Consider the following 20,111-nt stretch of genomic DNA (forward strand, 5'->3'; position numbering starts at 1 on the left):
CCGGGTTATTCAATTAGACCGTTTGCGTCAGATGCGCGGCTATCTTGTCCATAATCGCGTCGGCACGTTTGACCGCGTCGCTGATTCCCACACGCACTACGGTTTTGCCTTTGAAACGCTCTTCAAACTTGATGCCGATGTCTTTGGTCAAGATCACCATATCGGCGGCCGCGACATCGTCGGCGCTTAATTCATTTTCCAAGCCAATAGAGCCTTGGGTTTCCACTTTGCATTCCCAGCCTTTGGCTTTAGCGGCAGTTTCCAAGGCTTCGGCGGCCATATAGGTGTGTGCAACACCAGACGGACAAGCGGTTACAGCGATGATTTTGGTCATAATTAATTCCTTCAATTTCCCCGTCATCTTTCAAATCGCAGGTGTGTTGGCTGCTTTCGCTCACCCCAGTCACTTACTTGAGTAAGCTCCTAGGGATTCACTCATTTGCCGCCTTCCTGCACTTTGAAATCTATAGGGGATGTGTTCAGTTAATTTCGAAATCTAAATCCAGCGAGCTTTCTGCGCTCTGCGCTGGTTGTTTCTTGGCGGCAAAACTTTTCAGCAGGTTAACCAGCAGTGCAGTGACCACCATGCCGACCAGAATCGCGGCGATGTAGCCCAGCTTGCCTTCGACGACCGGCAGCACAATCAATCCGCCCCAACCGGCGTAGCATTGCGCACCAAACAGCGCGGCGGTAACGGCGGCACAGGCAGAACCGATCATGATGGAAGGAATAACGCGTAGCGGATCAGCGGCAGCGAACGGGATCGCCCCTTCGGTGATGCCAACGCAGCCCATCAGCATGGCGGCTTTACCGGCTTCACGTTCTTCGCTGGAGTAATATTTGCGACCAATCAAGGTGGCTAAGCCAATACCCAACGGTGGGGTGGCGATAGCGACTGCCGCAATAGCAACGACGGTATACACGCCCTGCGCCACGCAGATCAGCATAAAGGCATAGGCCACTTTGTTGACCGGGCCGCCCATATCGAAGGCCAGCATCAGCCCCATAATGATCGCCAGTACCACAATGCTGCCTTGCTGCATTCCTTGTAGCCACTGGGTCAGGTTGGTGGTCAGCGCACCGACCGGCTCACCCAATCCCCACATCATGATGCCGGCGGTCAGCAGAGTACCGACAATCGGGATCACGAAGATCGGCATCACCGAGCGCAGGATCTTCGGCACCGGTAGTTTCTTCAGATAAAACACAATGATGCCGCCGAGCAGGCCAGCAATGATGGCACCAAAGAAACCGGCACCGAAGGAAGCACCGACCCAGGCACCAATGGCGGCGGGAGCCAGAGCGGAACGGTCAGAAATGGAGTAACCGATATAAGCTGCCAAGAAGGGCACCATCAGCGTCAAACCGGCGACACCGATATCAAACAGTTTTTTCAGATTGGGATCGGTGGCGACATCGGGCACTGCGCCTTTGCCATACAGCATGACCGAGACCGCCAGCAGGATACCGCCAGAGACGACGAACGGGATCATGTGGGATACGCCAGTCATCAGGTGCTGGCGTGTATTTTTAAGTATGTTGATTAAATCTTTCATATTCACTCCCTGGTGGTAACCAGCGTGCTTCTGAGTACAAAAAGTGCCCTCGGGAATACCCCTGATAGGCGAAAGGTTGCTGGCTACACAATAGGCATCTGTCCACGCTGCCGACAGTGGATAAATTTGCCATTTACTGGATTTTTGTAATCTCAGGGCGGAAATGGGATCGAACTCAAATTGCGATAAATTAACAAAGGCTCTTCTATAAATTAGCTTTGTGAGCCTCCTCGCATTTATGGGGTGATATTACATTTATCCAGTGTTTGGCATTTTTGTCCCATAGTCGCGATAGGGGCGTGGCTTCTATCCTTATGGCAAATCGGTGTTACCCACCGCTGCTATTGGGTATGAGGAAATTCTAATGGCCAAGATTGTGACGTTTACCTGCGTGCTGCCAAATGGCGTACATGCTCGCCCCGCCAGCCACATTGAAACCCTGTGTAATGGCTTCCAGTCGCGTTTTCAGTGGCATAACCCCCGCACTGGTAGAACCGGTGACGGCAAGAGTGTGTTGTCACTGATCGGCACCGATACGTTATCGGGGGATGAATGTCAGGTAACGATTGAAGGTTCAGATGAACAGGCGGCATTTGAGCGTCTGAGCCAGTTTATCGAGCATGAGTTTCCGCACTGCGATGAAGCTTTGCCACAGGTAGATGAAAACGCTGAACTAGAGCCGATTCCAGAGTCATTGGCGAATTTGCAACCGACGCTGCTGCGTGCACGTGCGGTCAGCCAAGGCAGCGCCAGTGGGAAATTGCTGCATCTGGCACGTGTCGATCTCAATGCATTAGGCGAACTGCCCGCGGCGAAGAACGTCGAGCAAGAACAGAATATGCTGGCTGAGGGTTTATCGCGTTTAGGTAAAGCGTTGGATATTCAGCTCATGGAAGGTAACGGCACCACCACCGCTGTGTTGGAGGCGCATCGTTCGTTGGTGCGTGATGGTGCGTTTCGTCAGCAACTGCTGGGCGGCGTACTGCTCGGTGAAAGTTGCGCGGCGGCGATTGTGGCCACTGCCGCCCATTTCAGCCAGCAATTGGCGCAATCTGCCAGTGCGTATCTGCGCGAGCGTGAACTGGATATTCGTGATGTTAGCTTCCAACTGTTGCAGCAAATCTATGGTGAGCAACGTTTCCCTTCGCAGCAGGCGCTCCGCGAAGACAGTATCTGTATCACCGATGAACTAACTCCGAGCCAATTCCTCGAACTGGACAAACGTTATTTGAAAGGTTTGTTGTTGGGCTGCGGTGGTAGCACTTCGCACACCGTGATTTTGGCGCGATCGTTCAATATCCCAACGCTGGTGGGCGTCGACGCCGAGACGCTGCGACCTTACCTGAATCAACAAGTTCAGATTGATGGCGATCTTGGGCTGGTGGCTTGTGAACTTAGCGAGCCAGTGCGCCGTTATTATCAACAAGAACAATGGTTAGCAGCGCAATTACGTCAGCAGCAAAGCGCTTATTTAGGGACGCCGGGGCGTACTGCTGATGGTGTGCGGATGGAAGTGGCGGCGAATATCGCCCATGCGGTGGAGGCCGATTCGGCCTTTAATAATGGCGCTGAATCCATCGGCCTGTTCCGGACTGAAATGTTGTATATGGATCGGATGAGCGCACCTTCTGAAGACGAGCTGTACAACATTTATTGTCAGGCGGTGGAAGCTGCTGATGGCAAGGCGATTATCGTGCGCACCATGGATATTGGTGGCGACAAACCGGTGGATTACTTGCAGATCCCGGCGGAGAACAACCCGTTCCTCGGTTATCGCGCCGTGCGTATCTATCAGGAGTTCTTGCCGCTGTTCCGCACCCAACTGCGTTCGATCCTACGGGCTTCGGCACATGGCCCACTGAAGATCATGATCCCGATGATCTCATCCATGGAAGAGATCCTGTGGGTGAAAGATCAACTGGCGGAAGTGAAACAATCATTGCGAGCGAGCCAGATCCCATTCGATGAGAAAATCCCGCTCGGCATCATGCTGGAAGTACCGTCGGTGATGTTCATCATCGATCAGTGCTGTGAAGAGATTGATTTCTTTAGCATTGGCAGTAACGACCTGACGCAATATCTGTTGGCGGTCGATCGCGATAACGCCAAAGTGATCAAACATTACAACAGCTTGAACCCGGCATTCCTGCGCGGTTTGGATCATGCGGTACGTGAAGTCCATCGCCACGGTAAGTGGATTGGCCTGTGCGGTGAGCTGGGTGCCAAAGGCTCGGTTCTGCCGTTGCTGGTGGGCATGGGGCTGGATGAAATCAGTATGAGCGCACCGTCGATTCCGGCCACCAAGTCGCGGTTGGCGAAATTGGATAGCCGTGAATGTCGTTTGTTACTTAATCGCGCGATGGCTTGCCGTACTTCGTTAGAAGTCGAGCACTTACTGGCGCAGTTCCGCATGGAACAGAGCGACGCACCGTTGATTACCCCGGATTGTATCGCCCTTGGCGCGGATTGGCGCAGTAAAGAAGAAGTGATCAAAGGCATGGTGGACAACCTGCTGCTGGCGGGGCGTTGTCGTTATCCGCGCAAGCTGGCGGCGGATCTGTGGGCGCGCGAGGCGGTGTTCTCCACCGGTTTGGGCTTTGGCTTCGCTATCCCACATACCAAATCCGAGCATATCGAACAATCAACCATCAGCGTCGCCAAGCTGGAACAGCCGGTGGTATGGGGCGATGAAGAAGCTCAGTTTGTCATCATGCTGACGTTGAATAAACACGCCGCAGGCGATCAACACATGCGTATTTTCTCCAAACTGGCGCGCCGCATTATGCATGCCGGTTTCCGTGATGCATTGGTTAACGCCAGTTCGGCCCAGCAAGTAGAAGCGTTGCTGAAACAAGAACTTGAACTGTAATTTAAGGACTATCAAATGGAACTCTATCTGGATACTGCCGATATTGGCGCGGTGAAACGTCTGGCTCGCATCTTGCCGTTACAAGGCGTCACCACTAACCCGAGCATTGTCGCCAGTTCGCGCACGTCGCTGTGGGAAGTGTTGCCCGCTCTGCGTGATGCATTGGGCGGCGAAGGTAAGTTGTTTGCGCAGGTGCTAGCCAATAATGCGGCACAGATGGTGGAAGAGGCGGAACGTTTGAGCCAACGTGTATCGGGGCTGGTGGTCAAAATCCCCGTTACGCCGGAAGGTTTGGCGGCGATCAAACAATTGCGCCGTATGGGGATTCCAACGTTGGGAACGGCAGTTTACGGTGCAGCGCAGGGGTTGCTTTCGGCGTTGGCTGGGGCGGAATATGTCGCGCCTTACGTGAATCGCGTCGATGCACAAGGCGGTAACGGTATTGCCACGGTGCAGGAGCTGCAACAGTTGCTGGAACTGCATGCGCCACAATCTAAAGTGTTGGCCGCCAGTTTCAAAACGCCACGTCAGGCGCTGGATTGCCTGCTAGCGGGTTGCCAATCGATCACTTTGCCGGTGGATGTTGCCGAGCAGTTTATCAGCGCACCTGCGGTACAAGCGGCAGTGGAGAAATTCGAGCAAGATTGGAACGGCGCGTTTGGTTCGTTGCAGTTGGGCTGAGTTTTAGCAAAATGGGCGTACTTTGGGGTACGCCCGCGCTGATGTTGTGATTAGGCCACGCCGTATTGCTTAAACCAACCCAACATCCGCTGCCAACCATCGGTGGCGGCTTCTGCGTTGTAACTTGGGCGGTAATCGGCATTAAACGCATGACCGGCCTCAGGATAAACCACGATCTCCGCCTTGGCGTTGGCCGCGCGGATCGCCTGGCGCATGGTTTCCACCGAATCTAGCGAAATACCGCTATCTTGCCCTCCGTATAAACCCAGTACCGGAGCGTTCAGGTGAGTGGCCACATCGACCGGATGTTTTGGCGAATTCAGCGTTTTTTCACCCACCAGTTTGCCATACCAAGCGACCGCGGCTTTCAGTTGTGGATTATGTGCCGCATACAGCCAAGTCATGCGTCCGCCCCAGCAAAAACCGGTGATAGCTAATTTACTGGCGTCCCCGCCATGGTGTGCCGCCCAGTGAGCGGTGTGGTCGAGATCCGACAGCACCTGGCGGTCAGGAACCTTACTGACGAGGTTCTGCAAAAGTTCACTGATTTCAGTGTAATCTTGCGGGGAGCCTTGACGGAAATACAGCTCAGGTGCGATCGCCAGATAACCTTGTTTTGCCAAGCGACGGCAGAGATCTCGGATATGCTCATGGACGCCAAAGATTTCCTGCACCACTAAAATGATCGGTAATGGCCCAGCGTGTTCGGCTGGCTTAGCCACATAAGCCGGCAGCGGATCGCCTTGTGATGGGATTGTGGTTTCACTGGTGTGAATACCTTCATCATCGGTATGGAGAGTGGACGTCGCCACAGGTATTACTGCGGGAGCAAATTCCCCTAAGGTCTGTTTTAGTTTCATCTCGTGTTCAGTTTTCATCGTGGTCTCCGTGCCAAAAAGAAAGCGTTGCAGGGATTAACTATAGGCAATATTGGCACTGTGCCAGATGCTTTGTCGACTACACTTGTTGCACTTGGAATTGGCTTGCATTTTGTGATTAATATCACAAAAATAATGAATGCTGATTTTTGTTTCTTTCTTCAAGGTGATTGTCGTCACGAAAATGACCGGCAATTTTCAGTAGAGTGGTTTTTTGTTCCTCCCAATAAAACATGACCTCTGAGGAGTCTCGCATGTCTCAATCCGACGTTTTCCACCTTGGCCTCACTAAAAACGATTTACAAGGGGCTACGTTAGCCATCGTCCCTGGCGATCCGCAGCGTGTTGAGAAAATTGCCAAACTGATGGAGAAACCCGTACATCTGGCTTCCCATCGTGAATTCACCACTTGGCGTGCAGAATTGGACGGCAAGGCCGTGATCGTTTGTTCTACCGGTATTGGCGGTCCATCGACTTCTATCGCGGTGGAAGAACTGGCGCAACTGGGGATTCGTACTTTCCTGCGTATCGGGACTACCGGTGCGATCCAATCTAACATCAACGTGGGTGATGTTTTAGTCACCACCGCTGCGGTGCGCCTCGACGGTGCCAGCTTGCACTTCGCACCGATGGAATTCCCTGCGGTAGCCGATTTCGCGTGTACCACTGCGCTGGTTGAAGCCGCGAAAGCCAGTGGCGCGACCACACATATCGGCGTGACCGCGTCATCCGACACCTTCTATCCAGGCCAAGAGCGTTACGATACCTATTCTGGTCGTGTCGTCAGCCGTTTCAAAGGCTCAATGGAAGAGTGGCAAGCGATGGGCGTGATGAACTACGAAATGGAATCAGCGACGTTGCTGACCATGTGCGCTAGCCAAGGGCTACGTGCGGGTATGGTGGCGGGTGTGATCGTCAATCGTACTCAGCAAGAAATCCCTAATGCCGAAACCATGAAAAATACCGAAAGCAAAGCGGTACAAATCGTGGTGGAAGCGGCACGTCGTCTGTTGTAATTCCTAGTCGTTAAACGGGTCATTATTTGGCCCGTTTCTATATCATGACGTAATCTGGTACGGTGGATAAGATCTCTCCCCTAACCATGAGGACGTCTATGACCGCCCAGATCTTACTTCATCCTTCTCTGGCACCGCTCGATGGTGGTATCAACTTCCGTGATTTAGGTGGCAACAGCGTTGCCGATGGCCGCCGTGTTAAACGGGGATTGTTGTTCCGTTCTGGAGCGCTCGATCGCTTAACAGAAAACGACTGTACCTTCCTAGCCGGTGTGCCAGTCCGCTCCATTCTGGATTACCGTGATACCGACGAAGTGCAGGACAAGCCTGACGTGGTATGGAGTGGCGCGGATTATCATCATTTTCCTGCCAATCCCCTCAGTGGTGAAGTCAATGCCAATCTGAGTAAGTTGACTAACGAGACGTTGAGCCAGTTTGATGCGCGAGCGTTTATGTTGGAACTCTACCGCCGTCTGCCGTTTAATAACTCGGCCTATCAGCAACTGGCTAATCTACTGGTGCAACCGGAAGGTGGAGCGATCGTGCAGCATTGTGCGGTCGGTAAAGATCGTACCGGTATCGGTTCAGCGTTGGTGTTGTTTGCACTCGGGGCTGAAGAAAGCACCGTAGTTGAAGATTACTTGCTGACGGAAACTACACTGACGACTTATCGCGAACACATGCTCGACCAACTCTCTATTCGTTTGAATGAAAAGGCGGTCGCGCAATTTGCCTATGTACTCAGCGCGCGTGAGGAATTCCTGATGACCGCATTAAAATGCATTCAGGAAAAATATGGTTCAACCGATCGTTGGCTAGAGGCTGAATACCAGCTGGATGCTAAGCAACGTGAAGCGTTGCAGGCGCGTTATCTTGAATAAACCTGAGGTCTGTTTAGTCGGGGTTTAACCTGCGCTGGCGTATGCTGGAGTCAGGTTTCTCCACTAAAGGAGCTTTGGTTTGAGCCTCAATGACGTTATTCACTGGGTCAGCGAATTTGTGCGTCAGCACGAAGTTTGGGCAATCCCGGTTATCTTCTTCTTGGCGTTCGGCGAGTCGCTGGCGTTTATTTCCTTGTTGCTGCCTGCCACCGTCATCTTGTTGGCATTAGGCGCATTAATTGGCGAAAGTGGCCTCGCTTTCTGGCCAATCTGGGGCGCTGCGGCAGCCGGTGCTTTCTTCGGTGATTGGCTTTCCTATTGGGTGGGTTATCACTATCAGGATCGTGTGGCGTATATGTGGCCACTGTCGCGTAAACCTGAATTATTGATTCGCGGCCATGCATTTTTTGAACGTTGGGGCGTACTGGGGATCTTCTTTGGCCGCTTCTTTGGTCCGTTGCGTGCAGTGGTTCCGTTGGTCGGTGGGATATGCGCTATGCCACAACGCCAGTTCCAACTTGCCAATATTGGCTCGGCCATGATCTGGGCATTTGGCATTCTTGCGCCGGGTGCCTTTGGTATCAAATGGCTCACTCAGTGGATGTAGTGGTTTTCACTCAACTTGCGTAACGTCTCGCATAATTCACGGTAGCCATAAAATCGAACTGGACATCCATACAGTCACCCTTTAACGTGACGGGAAATAGCGTTTGAGTGACAGAGGGTTGGATGGATATCAGTTTGATTTATGGCATAGGTGGCGTTGTGATAGGGCTGCTACTGGGCTGGCTGATTGCCAGCCTGCGGGTACAGCAACATCATGCCCAACATGAAACCGAACTGCGTCTATTAGAACAAACGCTGCAACAGACGCAGCAAGAGACAACGACTCGCCAAGCCACTTTGCAACAACATGAGCAACAACTGCGGCAAAACGATCTGGAATTACGCACTTTGCATAGCCAACTCGCGGCAGGGCAGGAGCGCTGGCAGCAACTCACCCACTGGCGTAATGAATGCGAGCTGCTGAATCAGGAACTGCGTGCGCAACGCGAAATTAATAGCGCACAGGAGGCGGAATTACGTGAAGTCACTATCCGCCTAGAAGAAACCCGCATTGCAGCAGAAGAAAAACAGCGGTTGTTGATCAACAGTGAGCAGCGGCTAACCACCCAGTTTGAAAACCTCGCCAATCGTATTTTTGAACACAATGGCCGCCGTGCCGATGAGCAGAACAAACAGAGCTTGGATTTACTGTTATCACCTTTGCGTGAGCAGTTGGATGGCTTTCGTCGGCAAGTACAGGACAGCTTTGGGCAAGAAGCACGGGAACGCCATACATTGGCGCACGAGATCCGTAATCTACAGCAATTGAATACGCAAATGGCGCGTGAAGCCATCAACCTCACCAAAGCATTGAAAGGGGATAACAAAACCCAAGGTAACTGGGGTGAGGTGGTGCTCAGCCGGGTATTAGAAGCTTCTGGCTTGCGGGAAGGGCATGAGTATGAAACGCAGGTTAACGTGCGGGTTGACCACCAGAGCCGTATGCAGCCTGACGTTATCGTCCGTTTACCGCAGGGCAAAGACGTGGTGATCGACGCCAAAATGTCGCTGGTGGCTTATGAGCGTTACTTCAACAGTGAAGATGATATTGAGCGGGAAGCGGCATTGGCTGAGCATATCGCTTCGTTGCGTGGGCATATCCGCATGTTGGGGCGTAAAGATTATCAGCAGCTACCCGGCCTACGTTCATTAGATTATGTGCTGATGTTTATTCCGGTAGAACCGGCGTTCCTGTTAGCGATTGACCGTGAGCCGGAGCTAATCAGCGAAGCGTTGAAGCACAACATTATGTTGGTCAGCCCAACTACCTTGCTGGTGGCGTTACGCACCATCACCAACCTGTGGCGTTATGAACACCAAAGCCAGAACGCACAACGCATTGCCGACCGTGCGGCACGGCTGTATGACAAAATGCGCCTGTTTGTTGATGATATGTCGGCATTGGGGCAAAGCCTGGAAAAAGCGCAGGGCAGTTATCATCAGGCGATGAACAAACTGAGTGAGGGGCGTGGTAATCTTATCAGCCAAACGGAAGGTTTCCGCGCGCTGGGGGTTGAGGTAAAACGACCGATTAACCCGCAACTGGTGCAGCAAGCCGAGAGCGAAAATGATGAAGGGCTCCCCGCAGATCAAAGTGATGAACCCACCGGTTTGCCGGAAGATGCTGAACAAAACTATGTAAATCAAAACCATGCACAACCACCGCACTCCGCAGCACAAGGCTGAGGTGGGGTATTGTGTGGGGTTCTGATACACTCCACAACACTAAATTGACTGATATAAGCAGGCGAGACAATGGCAGATCAATCGCAGGAAACTACAGACTTTGGTTTCCGCACCGTAGCGCGTGATGAAAAGCAGGCGATGGTAGCTAACGTTTTTCACTCCGTAGCCGCCAAGTATGACGTGATGAACGACCTGATGTCGTTTGGTATTCATCGGGTCTGGAAGCGTTTTACCATCGATTGCAGCGGTGTGCGTCGTGGTCAACGTGTATTGGATCTGGCTGGTGGTACTGGCGATCTGGCCGCTAAGTTTTCCCGCATGGTGGGCGAGCAAGGCCAAGTGGTTCTGGCGGATATCAACGATTCCATGCTGAAAATGGGGCGTGAGAAACTGCGCGATCGCGGTATCGTTGGCAATATCAACTACGTACAAGCTAACGCTGAAGCGCTACCCTTCCCAGACGACTACTTCGATTGCATCACCATCTCTTTCGGCTTACGTAATGTGACCGACAAAAACAAAGCGCTGCGCTCCATGTTCCGAGTGCTCAAGCCGGGCGGCCGTCTGTTGGTCTTAGAGTTCTCCAAACCGTTACTGGAACCGCTCAACAAAGCCTACGATGCTTATTCTTTCCACATCTTGCCGAAGATCGGTGAGTTGGTGGTGAATGATGCGGAAAGTTATCGCTATCTAGCAGAATCTATTCGTATGCATCCCGATCAAGAGACGCTGAAAGGCATGATGCAGGATGCCGGTTTTGACAATGTCACCTATTTCAACTTGACTGGCGGCATTGTAGCACTGCACCGAGGCTTCAAATTCTAAGATGGAAATGCCGATGCTGTTAACCCCGTTGCTGACCGGCGCTTTGGAAACTTCGCTGAATAATCTGCTGTTTCGCGATCGGAGCATGAAAGCGGCTCGCCAGCGTTTGGTGGGGAAAGTGCTGCGTATCGAATTGCAGGAGCTACCTTCTCCTTTGGTGCTAATTTTTAGCGAGCAACGGGTGGATGTGTTGGGGCAATCGGAAGACGATGCGGATTGCACGGTGCAAACCCGTATTCCGGCGCTGCTCAAATTGCGCGATCGGCAACAGCTTTCCCCATTAATGCGCAGCGGTGAGCTGATCGTTGAAGGCGACATCCAAGTAGTACAGCAATGGGTTGGGCTGCTGGATCTGGCCGAATGGGATCCTGCGGAATGGCTGGCTCCGTACATCGGTGATATTGCCGCTCAAGGCATCAGTCAAGTGTTGGGGAAAGGCGTTAACTTGTTGAAAAACGGTTTACAGCGCCAACAGCATTATATGGCAGAAACCTTGACCGAAGAGTGGCGAGTGGCTCCTGGCCCGCTGGAAGTGGTGTGGTTCTGTGATGAAGTTGACGCCGTTGCTCGGCGATTGGATGTTTTGAACGCTCGTCTGGACAAGTTGGAGGGTAAGCGATGACCCCTGGCGAACTTTGCCGCCTGTATTTTATCGTCCGCGTTTTTCTCAGTTATGGTCTGGATGAACTGATCCCAAAAATGCGTCTGACGTTGCCATTGCGTATTGGTCGCCGTTTGTTGTTCTGGATGCCGAATCGCCACAAAAATAAACCCTTGGGCGAACGTTTACGCTTGGCTTTGCAAGAGTTAGGGCCGGTTTGGATCAAGTTTGGTCAGATGATGTCGACCCGCCGCGATCTGTTCCCACCGCACATTGCCGATCAACTGACCTTGTTACAGGACAGGGTTGCGCCGTTCGATGGTGCTCTGGCGCGTAAACATATCGAACAAGCGATGGGGGGGCCGCTGGAAACGTGGTTTGATGATTTTGATCAGCAAGCGTTGGCTTCTGCTTCAATCGCGCAAGTACACACTGCCAAGTTGAAAACGACGGGCCAGGAAATCGTGCTGAAAGTGATTCGTCCAGACATCGGACCTATCATTAAAGCCGATGTGCGTTTGATGTATCGCTTAGCCGGTTGGGTGCCAAAACTGTTGCCGGATGGTCGTCGTTTACGCCCACGGGAAGTGGTGCGTGAGTACGAAAAAACGTTGCTGGATGAGCTGAATTTACTGCGTGAAGCGGCAAATGCCATCCAACTGCGTCGTAACTTCGACGGTAGCCCAATGTTGTATGTGCCTGAAGTTTATTCTGATTACTGCCGTGAAAGCGTGTTGGTGATGGAGCGAATTTACGGTATTCCGGTATCGGATATTGAGGCGCTAGAAAAACAGAATACCAACATGAAGTTGTTGGCAGAACGCGGCGTACAAGTGTTCTTTACTCAGGTATTTCGCGATAGCTTCTTCCATGCGGACATGCACCCCGGCAACATTTTTGTCAGCTATGAACACCCGGAAAATCCTCGTTATATCGGTATCGACTGCGGTATCGTCGGTTCGCTAAATAAAGACGATAAGCGTTATTTGGCGGAAAACTTTATTGCCTTCTTCAATCGCGATTACCGCAAAGTGGCTGAACTGCATGTGGATTCTGGCTGGGTGCCGCGTGATACCAACGTGGAAGATTTTGAGTTCGCCATTCGTACCGTCTGTGAGCCTATTTTCGAAAAGCCGCTGGCGGAGATCTCGTTCGGTAATGTGTTGCTGAACCTGTTCAACACCGCGCGCCGTTTTAATATGGAAGTGCAACCTCAACTGGTGTTATTGCAGAAGACCTTGTTGTATGTTGAAGGGCTGGGTCGGCAGCTTTATCCACAATTAGATCTGTGGACGACCGCCAAACCTTTCCTGGAAAGTTGGCTACGTGATCAAGTCGGTATTCCTGCGGTCATTCGGGCGTTGAAAGAAAAAGCGCCGTTCTGGGCTGAGAAGCTGCCGGAACTACCTGAATTATTTTATGATAGTTTGCAGCAACATAAATTGCTGCAACAAAGCGTTGATAAACTGACGAATCAAATGCAGGCGCAACGCGTTCGCCAAGGGCAATCACGGTATTTATTCGGCGTTGGCGCTACACTATTAGTCAGTGGTGCGATTCTACTGTTGGGTGGTATTGATGTGCTGCCTGCCTGGTTGATGGCGGCTGGCGTTGTATCTTGGGTGATTGGCTGGCAACGCACCACCTGAATTAACTACAAACTCGATGATAAGCTGCCGTATAATGCGGCAACTTAGAATAACCCCTGTAAATATAGAGGTAATAGCAATGGGCGGTATCAGTATTTGGCAATTGTTGATCATCGCAGTGATCGTGGTGCTGCTGTTTGGTACCAATAAACTCCGTACTCTGGGTTCCGATCTCGGCGCATCAATCAAAGGCTTCAAAAAGGCGATTGGTGATGACAATACACCACCAACCAACACGGCTGAAAAAACCAGCCAAGATGCTGACTTTACGGCAAAACCTATCACAGATAAGCAGCCGGAAGTAAAGCCAGAAGAGTCGAAGAACAAAGAGCAGGTATAAACCGTGTTTGACATTGGGTTTAGTGAACTGCTGCTGGTACTGGTGATTGGTTTGGTGGTACTTGGGCCTGAACGATTGCCGGTAGCGGTACGAACGGTTTCCGGCTGGATCCGGGCGCTGCGTTCGCTGGCGGCTTCGGTACAAAATGAACTGACTCAGGAGCTTAAACTGCAAGAGTTGCAGGATAGCCTGAAGAAAGTGGAAAAAGCCGGGTTACAGAATTTGACGCCGGAGCTGAAAGCTTCGATGGACGAACTGAAAGACGCGGCGGAGTCACTGAAGCGTTCTTATACAACTGATAACCACGAGCCAGAACCGACGATCCATAATCCGCAGGCAACCGATCCAGAAGCGTTGCATGATGCGGAGATCGAAGTGCCTGCACCGAAACCGGCGCAGCCTGTGGAACCTAAGCCCGTATCTGTTGAATCTGTTGTCGAATCAACGGTGAACCCTGTAGTTGAAACGCCAGTGGTTAAACAACCGGTGGCTGCTGTGCAGGCATCGGTTGAGCCTGTTGCGGATAAAACTGCTGTCTCTTCTCAACCTAGTGGCGATCGTTGATACATGACTGTTGAAGATACCCAACCACTTATCAGTCATCTGATAGAACTGCGTAAGCGGTTGTTAAACTCGATTATCAGCGTGCTGGTGATTTTTATTGTGTTGGTATTCTTTGCCAATGATATTTATCAGTTGGTTTCAGCTCCGCTGATTAAACAATTGCCCGCAGGGGCAAGCATGATCGCCACCGACGTGGCCTCGCCGTTCTTTACACCGATCAAACTGACGATGATTGTTTCGGTGTTTGTGTCTGCGCCGGTAATCTTGTATCAGGTGTGGGCGTTTATCGCTCCGGCGTTGTACAAGCATGAGCGCCGGTTGATGATGCCGTTGCTGTTTTCCAGCAGCGCGCTGTTTTACCTCGGCATGGCATTTGCCTATTTCATCGTATTCCCGCTGGCGTTTGGCTTCTTCGCCAAGACGGCCCCAGCTGGGGTATTGATTGCTACCGATATTAATAATTACCTCGATTTCGTCATGGCGTTATTTATGGCGTTTGGTGTGGCATTTGAAGTCCCGGTCGCGATTATCCTGCTGTGCTGGAGTGGCGTGACATCGCCAGAAGATCTGAAAAAGAAACGTCCTTACGTGTTGGTTGGGGCGTTTGTGGTGGGCATGTTGCTGACGCCGCCGGATGTGTTCTCACAAACCCTGTTGGCGATCCCGATGTACCTGCTGTTTGAAGTCGGCGTATTTTGTGCGCGCTTCTACGTAGGTAAACGCCGTCCTCGTACCGAAGAAGAGGATGAAGGTGACGAGCATCCTGCCCCTTAAGGATTCTTAGTTTCTGAGCCGCCCTGATGTGAACTGCCCTCTAAAAGTTGGATACCCAACGAGTAAGGGGTTAGTTCAGATGGGCGGTTTTTGCATTGGAAAAACCATGTTTGATATCGGCGTTAATCTGACCAGTTCCCAATTTTCCAAGGACAGTCCGCAAGTCGTGCAACGCGCACGCGATGCGGGTGTGACCGGTATGCTGATCACGGGCACAGATATGCAGGAAAGTCAGGCGGCTAGCGAAATGGCGCAGTTATATCCTGATTTTTGTTGGTCTACGGCAGGCGTTCATCCCCATAACGCCAGCAGTTGGAATGATGATGTTGCGCGGCAAATCCGCCAGTTGGCAATGCGACCGGAAGTCGTCGCTATCGGTGAATGTGGTTTGGATTTTAACCGTAATTTCTCTACCCCAATTGAGCAAGAAACCGCATTTAGCGCACAACTGGCATTGGCGGCTGAATTGAAAATGCCGGTTTTCCTTCATTGCCGTGATGCACACGCACGTTTTGTCGCTTTACTGGCGCCGTGGCTGGATAAACTGCCTGCTGCGGTGGTGCACTGCTTCACCGGCACGGCAGAGGAATTAGCCGAGTGCCTAGAGTTGGGGCTATCCGTTGGCATTACCGGCTGGGTATGTGATGAGCGTCGTGGGCTGGAATTACGTGCGTTGCTACCCCAGATTCCTACCGATCGTCTGCTACTGGAAACCGATGCCCCTTATCTGTTGCCCCGGGATTTAAATCCTAAACCTGCATCTCGCCGCAACGAACCCTGTTTTTTGCCTCATATCGTCCGACAAGTGGCTGTTTGGCGACAAGAAGACCCCATTGGGTTGGGGCAGAAAATTGATGACAACGCCCGCCGGTTGTTCCGGTTGGTTTGAGCTAGGAGAAAACTAATGAGCTATGCATTTCCGGGTACTTTCCCAGGCCGTCGTATGCGCCGCGTGCGCCGTCATGATTTCAGTCGCCGTTTGGTGGCCGAGAACCAAGTCACGGTTAACGATCTGATTTACCCGGTATTTGTCATGGAAGGCAGCAACCGTCAGGAAGCCGTCTCCTCAATGCCGGGCGTATCGCGCATGTCTATCGATCTACTGGTTAAAGAAGCGGAAGCCATCGCTAAGCTGGGCGTGCCGGTGATTTCTTTGTTCCCAGTCATCGAACCGGGTTTGAAGTCGCTACATGCGGAAGAAGCTTATAACCCGAATGGTTTGGTGCAGCGTACGGTGCGTGCATTAAAAGATGCGGTGCCGGAATTGGGCATTTTGACTGACGTGGCGCTCGATCCTTACACCACTCACGGTCAGGATGGGGTGATCGACGAACAGGGTTATGTGATCAACGACATTACTAAAGAAATCTTGGTACGTCAGGCGCTATCTCACGCAGAAGCCGGTGCGGAGATCGTCGCGCCAAGCGATATGATGGATGGTCGTATCGGTGCCATTCGCGATCAACTAGAACTGCAAGGGCTGGTCAATACCCAAATCATGGCCTATTCCGCCAAATACGCGTCTTGCTATTACGGTCCATTCCGCGATGCGTTGGGCTCCAGCGGTAATCTGAAAGGCGGGAATAAAAAGACCTATCAGATGGATCCCGCTAACGGCAATGAAGCCTTGCAGGAAATCGCACAAGATCTGCAAGAAGGCGCAGATATGGTGATGGTAAAACCGGGGATGCCTTATCTAGATGTGGTTCGTCAGGTGAAAGATACCTTCGGTGTACCGACCTTCGCCTATCAGGTTTCTGGTGAGTATGCGATGCACATGGCGGCAATCCAGAACGGTTGGTTGCAGGAGCAACCTGCGGTGATGGAATCCTTGCTGTGCTTCAAACGTGCTGGCGCCGATGGTGTGCTGACTTACTTCGCCAAACGTGTCGCCCAGTGGCTGCATGATGAAGCGATGCAACGCTAAAGCGTTAACTTGAAGTATGAACAGTATAAAGGCACCTGAAACGGTGCCTTTATAGCATTACAACTTTTGGAATTGCCGGTTATCCAGGCTCTGCTTCACCTGTTGGTTGATCAGGTTCAACAGGAGCATTGAACGAGCTTCACCATCCGGTTCGCTATAAATCGCCTGTAATCCTTCAAATACCCCATCGGTAATCAAGACTGCATCACCTGGCTGTGGTGTTTCTGGATCGACATAAATTTCGTTGTTATGGTTTTGCAACTCTTCTATCACGGTGAGTGGGATAGTTGCCGGCAGCGCACCAAAACGTACAAAGTGGCTGACACCACGGGTGGCGCTGATAGTGGTGGTATGGATACGCTCAGGATCGAACTCTACAAACAAGTAGTTTGGGAACAGAGGTTCGCTGACTGCGGTACGTTTACCACGCACGATTTTTTCCAACGTAATGGTCGGATTCAAACAGTTTACCTCCTGACGTGTCAGGTGTTCCTGTGCCCGTGGTATTTGACCGCGTTTACAATACAGTAGGTACCAAGATTCCATAATTTCACATGCCTTTCTGTCAGCCGGTAAGCATATCAAAAGCCGCTACGGATACCTAGAGATGCTAGCTTCTCGCCTTTAACATTGTCTATATCTATGAATTGGCAGCATTTAGCCCCATATCACAGTCTTATTCATGTGGCTCAGGTATAACGGGGCGTTTAAAGTCCGTTACTGATAAATATGGCACTCCCTGAGCTGTGTGATGTGACGATATCCACCATTTTTTTATATGAGTGAAAGCAATGGAATTATTTTTACTGAGCAATGGCAAACTTTCGGGTGAATCTGAACTTTTGGGGTATGCGAAAGAACAACTGCTAGAGATGGTAAAACGCTGCAATATCCGTTCCGCAGTATTGATCCCTTATGCACTGATCCGCGGTGATTACGATCAACGTGCCGCTGAACTGGCGCAGACACTGGGCATCAAAGTGACCAGTATCCATCACTCAACCTCCCCAGCGGAAGCGATTGAACAGGCTGAATGTATTCTGGTTAGCGGCGGTAATACCTGGATGTTGAACCAGATGCTGCATGAAAATAGCTTGGTTGTGCCAATCCAGCGCGCGGTGCGTGAACGTGGTGTTCCGTATGTGGGTTGGAGTGCGGGCTGTAATGTCGCAACGCCAAGTATCCGCACCACCAATGATATGCCGGTCCGTAACAGCGCAGTGTTACCGGCTCTTGGCTTGTTCCCGGTGCAAATCAACCCGCATTATATTGATGCGCACATCAGCGGTCACATGGGTGAAACCCGTGATGAACGTCTGGCTGAGTTTTGTGCGGTGAACCCGAGCGAGTCAGTCGTTGCGCTGCGCGAAGGAAGCTTACTGCATGTCAGTGGCAATAACCTGAAATATTTCAGTGCCAAACAGCAGGGCTTTAAAGTCTTCCGCCACGCGGTGGAGACGCAGGAGTACCAGAACACGCAGGCTTTGAGTTCACTGGTCCCTTTTAGCTGCCATTAAGCGTCGGTGTTGACTTCGCTTTAACAAAATTGCAGCAACAACTGTGAAGAGGGCTTATAATGCCCTCCTCACTGGCCGTTATAATGATCAGCATGAAATACCGTGACTTACGCGATTTCCTCTCGTTGCTGGAAAAGAGAGGGGAACTAAAACGCATCAGCCAGCCGATTGATCCCTATCTGGAAATGACAGAAATTGCCGATCGCACTCTCCGAGCGGGTGGCCCTGCATTGCTGTTTGAAAATCCAAAGGGTTACGACATGCCAGTGCTGTGCAACCTGTTCGGTACCGCCGATCGCGTTGCTATGGGCATGGGGCAGGAAGATGTCAGTGCTCTGCGCGATGTGGGCAAACTGCTGGCATTTCTGAAAGAGCCCGAGCCGCCAAAAGGCTTCCGCGATCTGTTCGACAAGATGCCGAAGTTTAAGCAAGTGCTGAATATGCCAACCAAAGTATTAGGTTCTGCGCCTTGTCAGGAGCAGGTGTGGCAGGGCGACGATGTCGATCTTAGTCGTATCCCGGTGATGCATTGCTGGCCAGAAGATGCCGCTCCGTTGATCACCTGGGGACTGACCGTGACCCGCGGGCCGCATAAAGAACGCCAAAATTTGGGTATCTATCGTCAGCAGGTACTGGGCAAGAATAAAGTGATCATGCGCTGGTTGTCGCATCGCGGCGGTGCGTTGGATTATCTGGAATGGTGTCAGACGCATCCTGGTGAACGGTTCCCGGTTGCCGTGGCATTGGGTGCCGATCCGGCGACCATTCTCGGTGCGGTAACGCCAGTGCCGGATAATCTTTCCGAATATGCCTTTGCTGGTCTGCTGCGCGGCAACAAAACCGAAGTGGTCAAATGTATTTCCAACGATTTGGAAGTGCCTGCTAGCGCCGAGATCGTGCTGGAAGGCTACATCGAACCGGGTGAAATGGCGCCAGAAGGACCGTATGGCGACCATACCGGTTATTACAACGAAATCGATCACTTCCCAGTATTTACCATTACCCATATTACTCAGCGTCGTGATGCCATTTACCATTCGACCTACACCGGCCGTCCGCCGGATGAGCCTGCGGTATTGGGGGTTGCGCTGAACGAAGTGTTCGTTCCGATTCTGCAAAAGCAGTTCCCGGAAATCGTTGATTTCTATCTGCCACCAGAAGGTTGTTCATATCGTCTGGCGGTCGTGACCATCAAGAAACAGTATGCTGGGCACGCCAAACGCGTAATGATGGGAGTGTGGTCCTTCCTGCGTCAGTTCATGTATACCAAGTTCGTGATTGTTTGCGACGACGACGTGAATGCTCGTGATTGGAATGATGTTATTTGGGCGATCACCACCCGTATGGACCCTGCGAGAGATACCGTGATGGTGGAGAATACACCCATCGATTATCTGGATTTCGCTTCTCCGGTTTCCGGACTGGGTTCGAAGATGGGGCTGGACGCCACTAATAAATGGCCGGGTGAAACCCAGCGTGAGTGGGGCCGTCCGATTCAGATGGATGACAAGGTGCGTGCGCGTATCGATGAAATCTGGGATGAGCTCGCAATTTTCAGTGACAGAGAACCGACATTGTAATGTACCCGAAATAATTGGAGTTGCATCGAGGCGGCGACGCAGCGAGTCCCCTGGAGCTTACTCTAGTAAGTGACTGGGGTGAGTGAGGAAAGCCAACAAAGATGCAGCTTCAAGTATGATGGGTAGGCTCTGTTCTCAGTTTTGCATTGATGACCCGACAG

Annotated in this window: 20 protein-coding genes; 16 read left to right on the forward strand and 4 right to left on the reverse strand. The window is 51.7% G+C overall.

The features are described from left to right. Positions 1 to 13: 13 nt before the first annotated feature. Positions 14 to 334, reverse strand: a complete 321-nt coding sequence (locus tag AC3ISQ_RS01030) for a PTS fructose-like transporter subunit IIB (RefSeq protein ID WP_489350153.1) — start codon at positions 332 to 334, stop codon at positions 14 to 16. A gap of 145 nt (positions 335 to 479) precedes the next feature. Beyond that, positions 480 to 1,556, reverse strand: coding sequence for a PTS fructose transporter subunit EIIC (locus tag AC3ISQ_RS01035; RefSeq protein ID WP_489350154.1), 1,077 nt, complete (start codon positions 1,554 to 1,556; stop codon positions 480 to 482). Between the two features lie 364 nt (positions 1,557 to 1,920). Here AC3ISQ_RS01035 and ptsP point away from each other — a divergent pair, with 364 nt between their 5' ends. Both ptsP and fsa read left to right on the forward strand, forming a co-directional pair. Next, positions 1,921 to 4,425, forward strand: coding sequence for a phosphoenolpyruvate--protein phosphotransferase (gene ptsP / locus AC3ISQ_RS01040; RefSeq protein ID WP_489350155.1), 2,505 nt, complete (start codon positions 1,921 to 1,923; stop codon positions 4,423 to 4,425). 15 nt (positions 4,426 to 4,440) lie between these two features. Further along, positions 4,441 to 5,106 carry a fructose-6-phosphate aldolase gene (fsa, locus tag AC3ISQ_RS01045; protein WP_489350156.1) on the forward strand — a complete coding sequence of 222 codons (666 nt, stop codon included), beginning with the start codon at positions 4,441 to 4,443 and terminating at the stop codon, positions 5,104 to 5,106. A 50-nt stretch (positions 5,107 to 5,156) separates the two neighbouring features. Here fsa and AC3ISQ_RS01050 read toward each other — a convergent pair whose 3' ends face one another. Next, positions 5,157 to 5,984: a dienelactone hydrolase family protein gene (locus tag AC3ISQ_RS01050; protein ID WP_489350157.1), complete on the reverse strand. Its 828-nt coding sequence runs from the start codon at positions 5,982 to 5,984 to the stop codon at positions 5,157 to 5,159. A 254-nt stretch (positions 5,985 to 6,238) separates the two neighbouring features. On the opposite strand from AC3ISQ_RS01050, the gene udp reads away from it, so the two are divergent. From udp to hemB, 12 genes are all read left to right on the forward strand, one after another. Further along, complete coding sequence (udp, locus tag AC3ISQ_RS01055; RefSeq protein ID WP_489350158.1) at positions 6,239 to 7,000, forward strand: uridine phosphorylase; 762 nt, start codon at positions 6,239 to 6,241, stop codon at positions 6,998 to 7,000. 98 nt (positions 7,001 to 7,098) lie between these two features. Beyond that, entirely contained in the window at positions 7,099 to 7,881 is a 783-nt protein-coding gene (locus AC3ISQ_RS01060; protein WP_489350159.1) for a tyrosine-protein phosphatase, read from the forward strand. 79 nt (positions 7,882 to 7,960) lie between these two features. Next, positions 7,961 to 8,488, forward strand: coding sequence for a DedA family protein (locus tag AC3ISQ_RS01065; RefSeq protein ID WP_489350160.1), 528 nt, complete (start codon positions 7,961 to 7,963; stop codon positions 8,486 to 8,488). Between the two features lie 122 nt (positions 8,489 to 8,610). Next, a complete protein-coding gene (gene rmuC / locus AC3ISQ_RS01070; RefSeq protein WP_489350161.1) occupies positions 8,611 to 10,173 on the forward strand; it encodes a DNA recombination protein RmuC in 1,563 nt (520 codons plus the stop codon). A gap of 69 nt (positions 10,174 to 10,242) precedes the next feature. Beyond that, positions 10,243 to 10,998, forward strand: a complete 756-nt coding sequence (gene ubiE, locus AC3ISQ_RS01075; protein WP_489350162.1) for a bifunctional demethylmenaquinone methyltransferase/2-methoxy-6-polyprenyl-1,4-benzoquinol methylase UbiE — start codon at positions 10,243 to 10,245, stop codon at positions 10,996 to 10,998. Between the two features lie 13 nt (positions 10,999 to 11,011). Then, the gene (gene ubiJ / locus AC3ISQ_RS01080; protein WP_489350163.1) at positions 11,012 to 11,620 is read left to right on the forward strand and encodes a ubiquinone biosynthesis protein UbiJ; all 609 of its coding nucleotides are present in this window, start codon (positions 11,012 to 11,014) and stop codon (positions 11,618 to 11,620) included. Beyond that, entirely contained in the window at positions 11,617 to 13,248 is a 1,632-nt protein-coding gene (gene ubiB / locus AC3ISQ_RS01085; RefSeq protein ID WP_489350164.1) for a ubiquinone biosynthesis regulatory protein kinase UbiB, read from the forward strand. The genes ubiJ and ubiB overlap by 4 nt, the downstream gene beginning before the upstream one ends. Positions 13,249 to 13,327: 79 nt before the next feature. Then, positions 13,328 to 13,588, forward strand: a complete 261-nt coding sequence (gene tatA / locus AC3ISQ_RS01090) for a Sec-independent protein translocase subunit TatA (protein ID WP_489350165.1) — start codon at positions 13,328 to 13,330, stop codon at positions 13,586 to 13,588. A 3-nt stretch (positions 13,589 to 13,591) separates the two neighbouring features. After that, entirely contained in the window at positions 13,592 to 14,152 is a 561-nt protein-coding gene (gene tatB, locus AC3ISQ_RS01095) for a Sec-independent protein translocase protein TatB (RefSeq protein WP_489350166.1), read from the forward strand. Positions 14,153 to 14,155: 3 nt separating this feature from the next. Next, positions 14,156 to 14,926, forward strand: a complete 771-nt coding sequence (tatC, locus tag AC3ISQ_RS01100; RefSeq protein WP_489350167.1) for a Sec-independent protein translocase subunit TatC — start codon at positions 14,156 to 14,158, stop codon at positions 14,924 to 14,926. 106 nt (positions 14,927 to 15,032) lie between these two features. Continuing rightward, positions 15,033 to 15,815 (forward strand): 3'-5' ssDNA/RNA exonuclease TatD, encoded by a 783-nt coding sequence (gene tatD, locus AC3ISQ_RS01105; protein ID WP_489350168.1) that lies wholly within the window; start codon positions 15,033 to 15,035, stop codon positions 15,813 to 15,815. A gap of 15 nt (positions 15,816 to 15,830) precedes the next feature. Next, entirely contained in the window at positions 15,831 to 16,853 is a 1,023-nt protein-coding gene (gene hemB, locus AC3ISQ_RS01110) for a porphobilinogen synthase (protein WP_489350169.1), read from the forward strand. Positions 16,854 to 16,910: 57 nt separating this feature from the next. Here the strand turns inward: hemB and rfaH are convergent, their stop codons facing one another. After that, positions 16,911 to 17,399, reverse strand: a complete 489-nt coding sequence (gene rfaH / locus AC3ISQ_RS01115; RefSeq protein ID WP_489350170.1) for a transcription/translation regulatory transformer protein RfaH — start codon at positions 17,397 to 17,399, stop codon at positions 16,911 to 16,913. A 245-nt stretch (positions 17,400 to 17,644) separates the two neighbouring features. Here rfaH and pepE point away from each other — a divergent pair, with 245 nt between their 5' ends. Next, positions 17,645 to 18,370 (forward strand): dipeptidase PepE, encoded by a 726-nt coding sequence (gene pepE / locus AC3ISQ_RS01120; RefSeq protein WP_489350171.1) that lies wholly within the window; start codon positions 17,645 to 17,647, stop codon positions 18,368 to 18,370. 59 nt (positions 18,371 to 18,429) lie between these two features. Beyond that, positions 18,430 to 19,950 (forward strand): 4-hydroxy-3-polyprenylbenzoate decarboxylase, encoded by a 1,521-nt coding sequence (ubiD, locus tag AC3ISQ_RS01125; RefSeq protein ID WP_489350172.1) that lies wholly within the window; start codon positions 18,430 to 18,432, stop codon positions 19,948 to 19,950. Positions 19,951 to 20,111: the final 161 nt, after the last annotated feature.

It is taken from the genome of Serratia sp. KH_031, from assembly GCF_057839655.1.

Coding starts and splice junctions, on each gene's coding strand:
- tatD (WP_489350168.1), top strand. CDS start 15,033: ATGTTTGATATCGGCGTTAATCTGACCAGTTCCCAATTTTCCAAGGAC.
- rfaH (WP_489350170.1), bottom strand. CDS start 17,399: ATGGAATCTTGGTACCTACTGTATTGTAAACGCGGTCAAATACCACGG.
- AC3ISQ_RS01050 (WP_489350157.1), bottom strand. CDS start 5,984: ATGAAAACTGAACACGAGATGAAACTAAAACAGACCTTAGGGGAATTT.
- ptsP (WP_489350155.1), top strand. CDS start 1,921: ATGGCCAAGATTGTGACGTTTACCTGCGTGCTGCCAAATGGCGTACAT.
- ubiE (WP_489350162.1), top strand. CDS start 10,243: ATGGCAGATCAATCGCAGGAAACTACAGACTTTGGTTTCCGCACCGTA.
- tatC (WP_489350167.1), top strand. CDS start 14,156: ATGACTGTTGAAGATACCCAACCACTTATCAGTCATCTGATAGAACTG.
- AC3ISQ_RS01030 (WP_489350153.1), bottom strand. CDS start 334: ATGACCAAAATCATCGCTGTAACCGCTTGTCCGTCTGGTGTTGCACAC.
- tatA (WP_489350165.1), top strand. CDS start 13,328: ATGGGCGGTATCAGTATTTGGCAATTGTTGATCATCGCAGTGATCGTG.
- ubiD (WP_489350172.1), top strand. CDS start 18,430: ATGCCCTCCTCACTGGCCGTTATAATGATCAGCATGAAATACCGTGAC.
- fsa (WP_489350156.1), top strand. CDS start 4,441: ATGGAACTCTATCTGGATACTGCCGATATTGGCGCGGTGAAACGTCTG.
- ubiJ (WP_489350163.1), top strand. CDS start 11,012: ATGCTGTTAACCCCGTTGCTGACCGGCGCTTTGGAAACTTCGCTGAAT.
- udp (WP_489350158.1), top strand. CDS start 6,239: ATGTCTCAATCCGACGTTTTCCACCTTGGCCTCACTAAAAACGATTTA.
- pepE (WP_489350171.1), top strand. CDS start 17,645: ATGGAATTATTTTTACTGAGCAATGGCAAACTTTCGGGTGAATCTGAA.
- AC3ISQ_RS01035 (WP_489350154.1), bottom strand. CDS start 1,556: ATGAAAGATTTAATCAACATACTTAAAAATACACGCCAGCACCTGATG.
- ubiB (WP_489350164.1), top strand. CDS start 11,617: ATGACCCCTGGCGAACTTTGCCGCCTGTATTTTATCGTCCGCGTTTTT.
- AC3ISQ_RS01060 (WP_489350159.1), top strand. CDS start 7,099: ATGACCGCCCAGATCTTACTTCATCCTTCTCTGGCACCGCTCGATGGT.
- rmuC (WP_489350161.1), top strand. CDS start 8,611: ATGGATATCAGTTTGATTTATGGCATAGGTGGCGTTGTGATAGGGCTG.
- hemB (WP_489350169.1), top strand. CDS start 15,831: ATGAGCTATGCATTTCCGGGTACTTTCCCAGGCCGTCGTATGCGCCGC.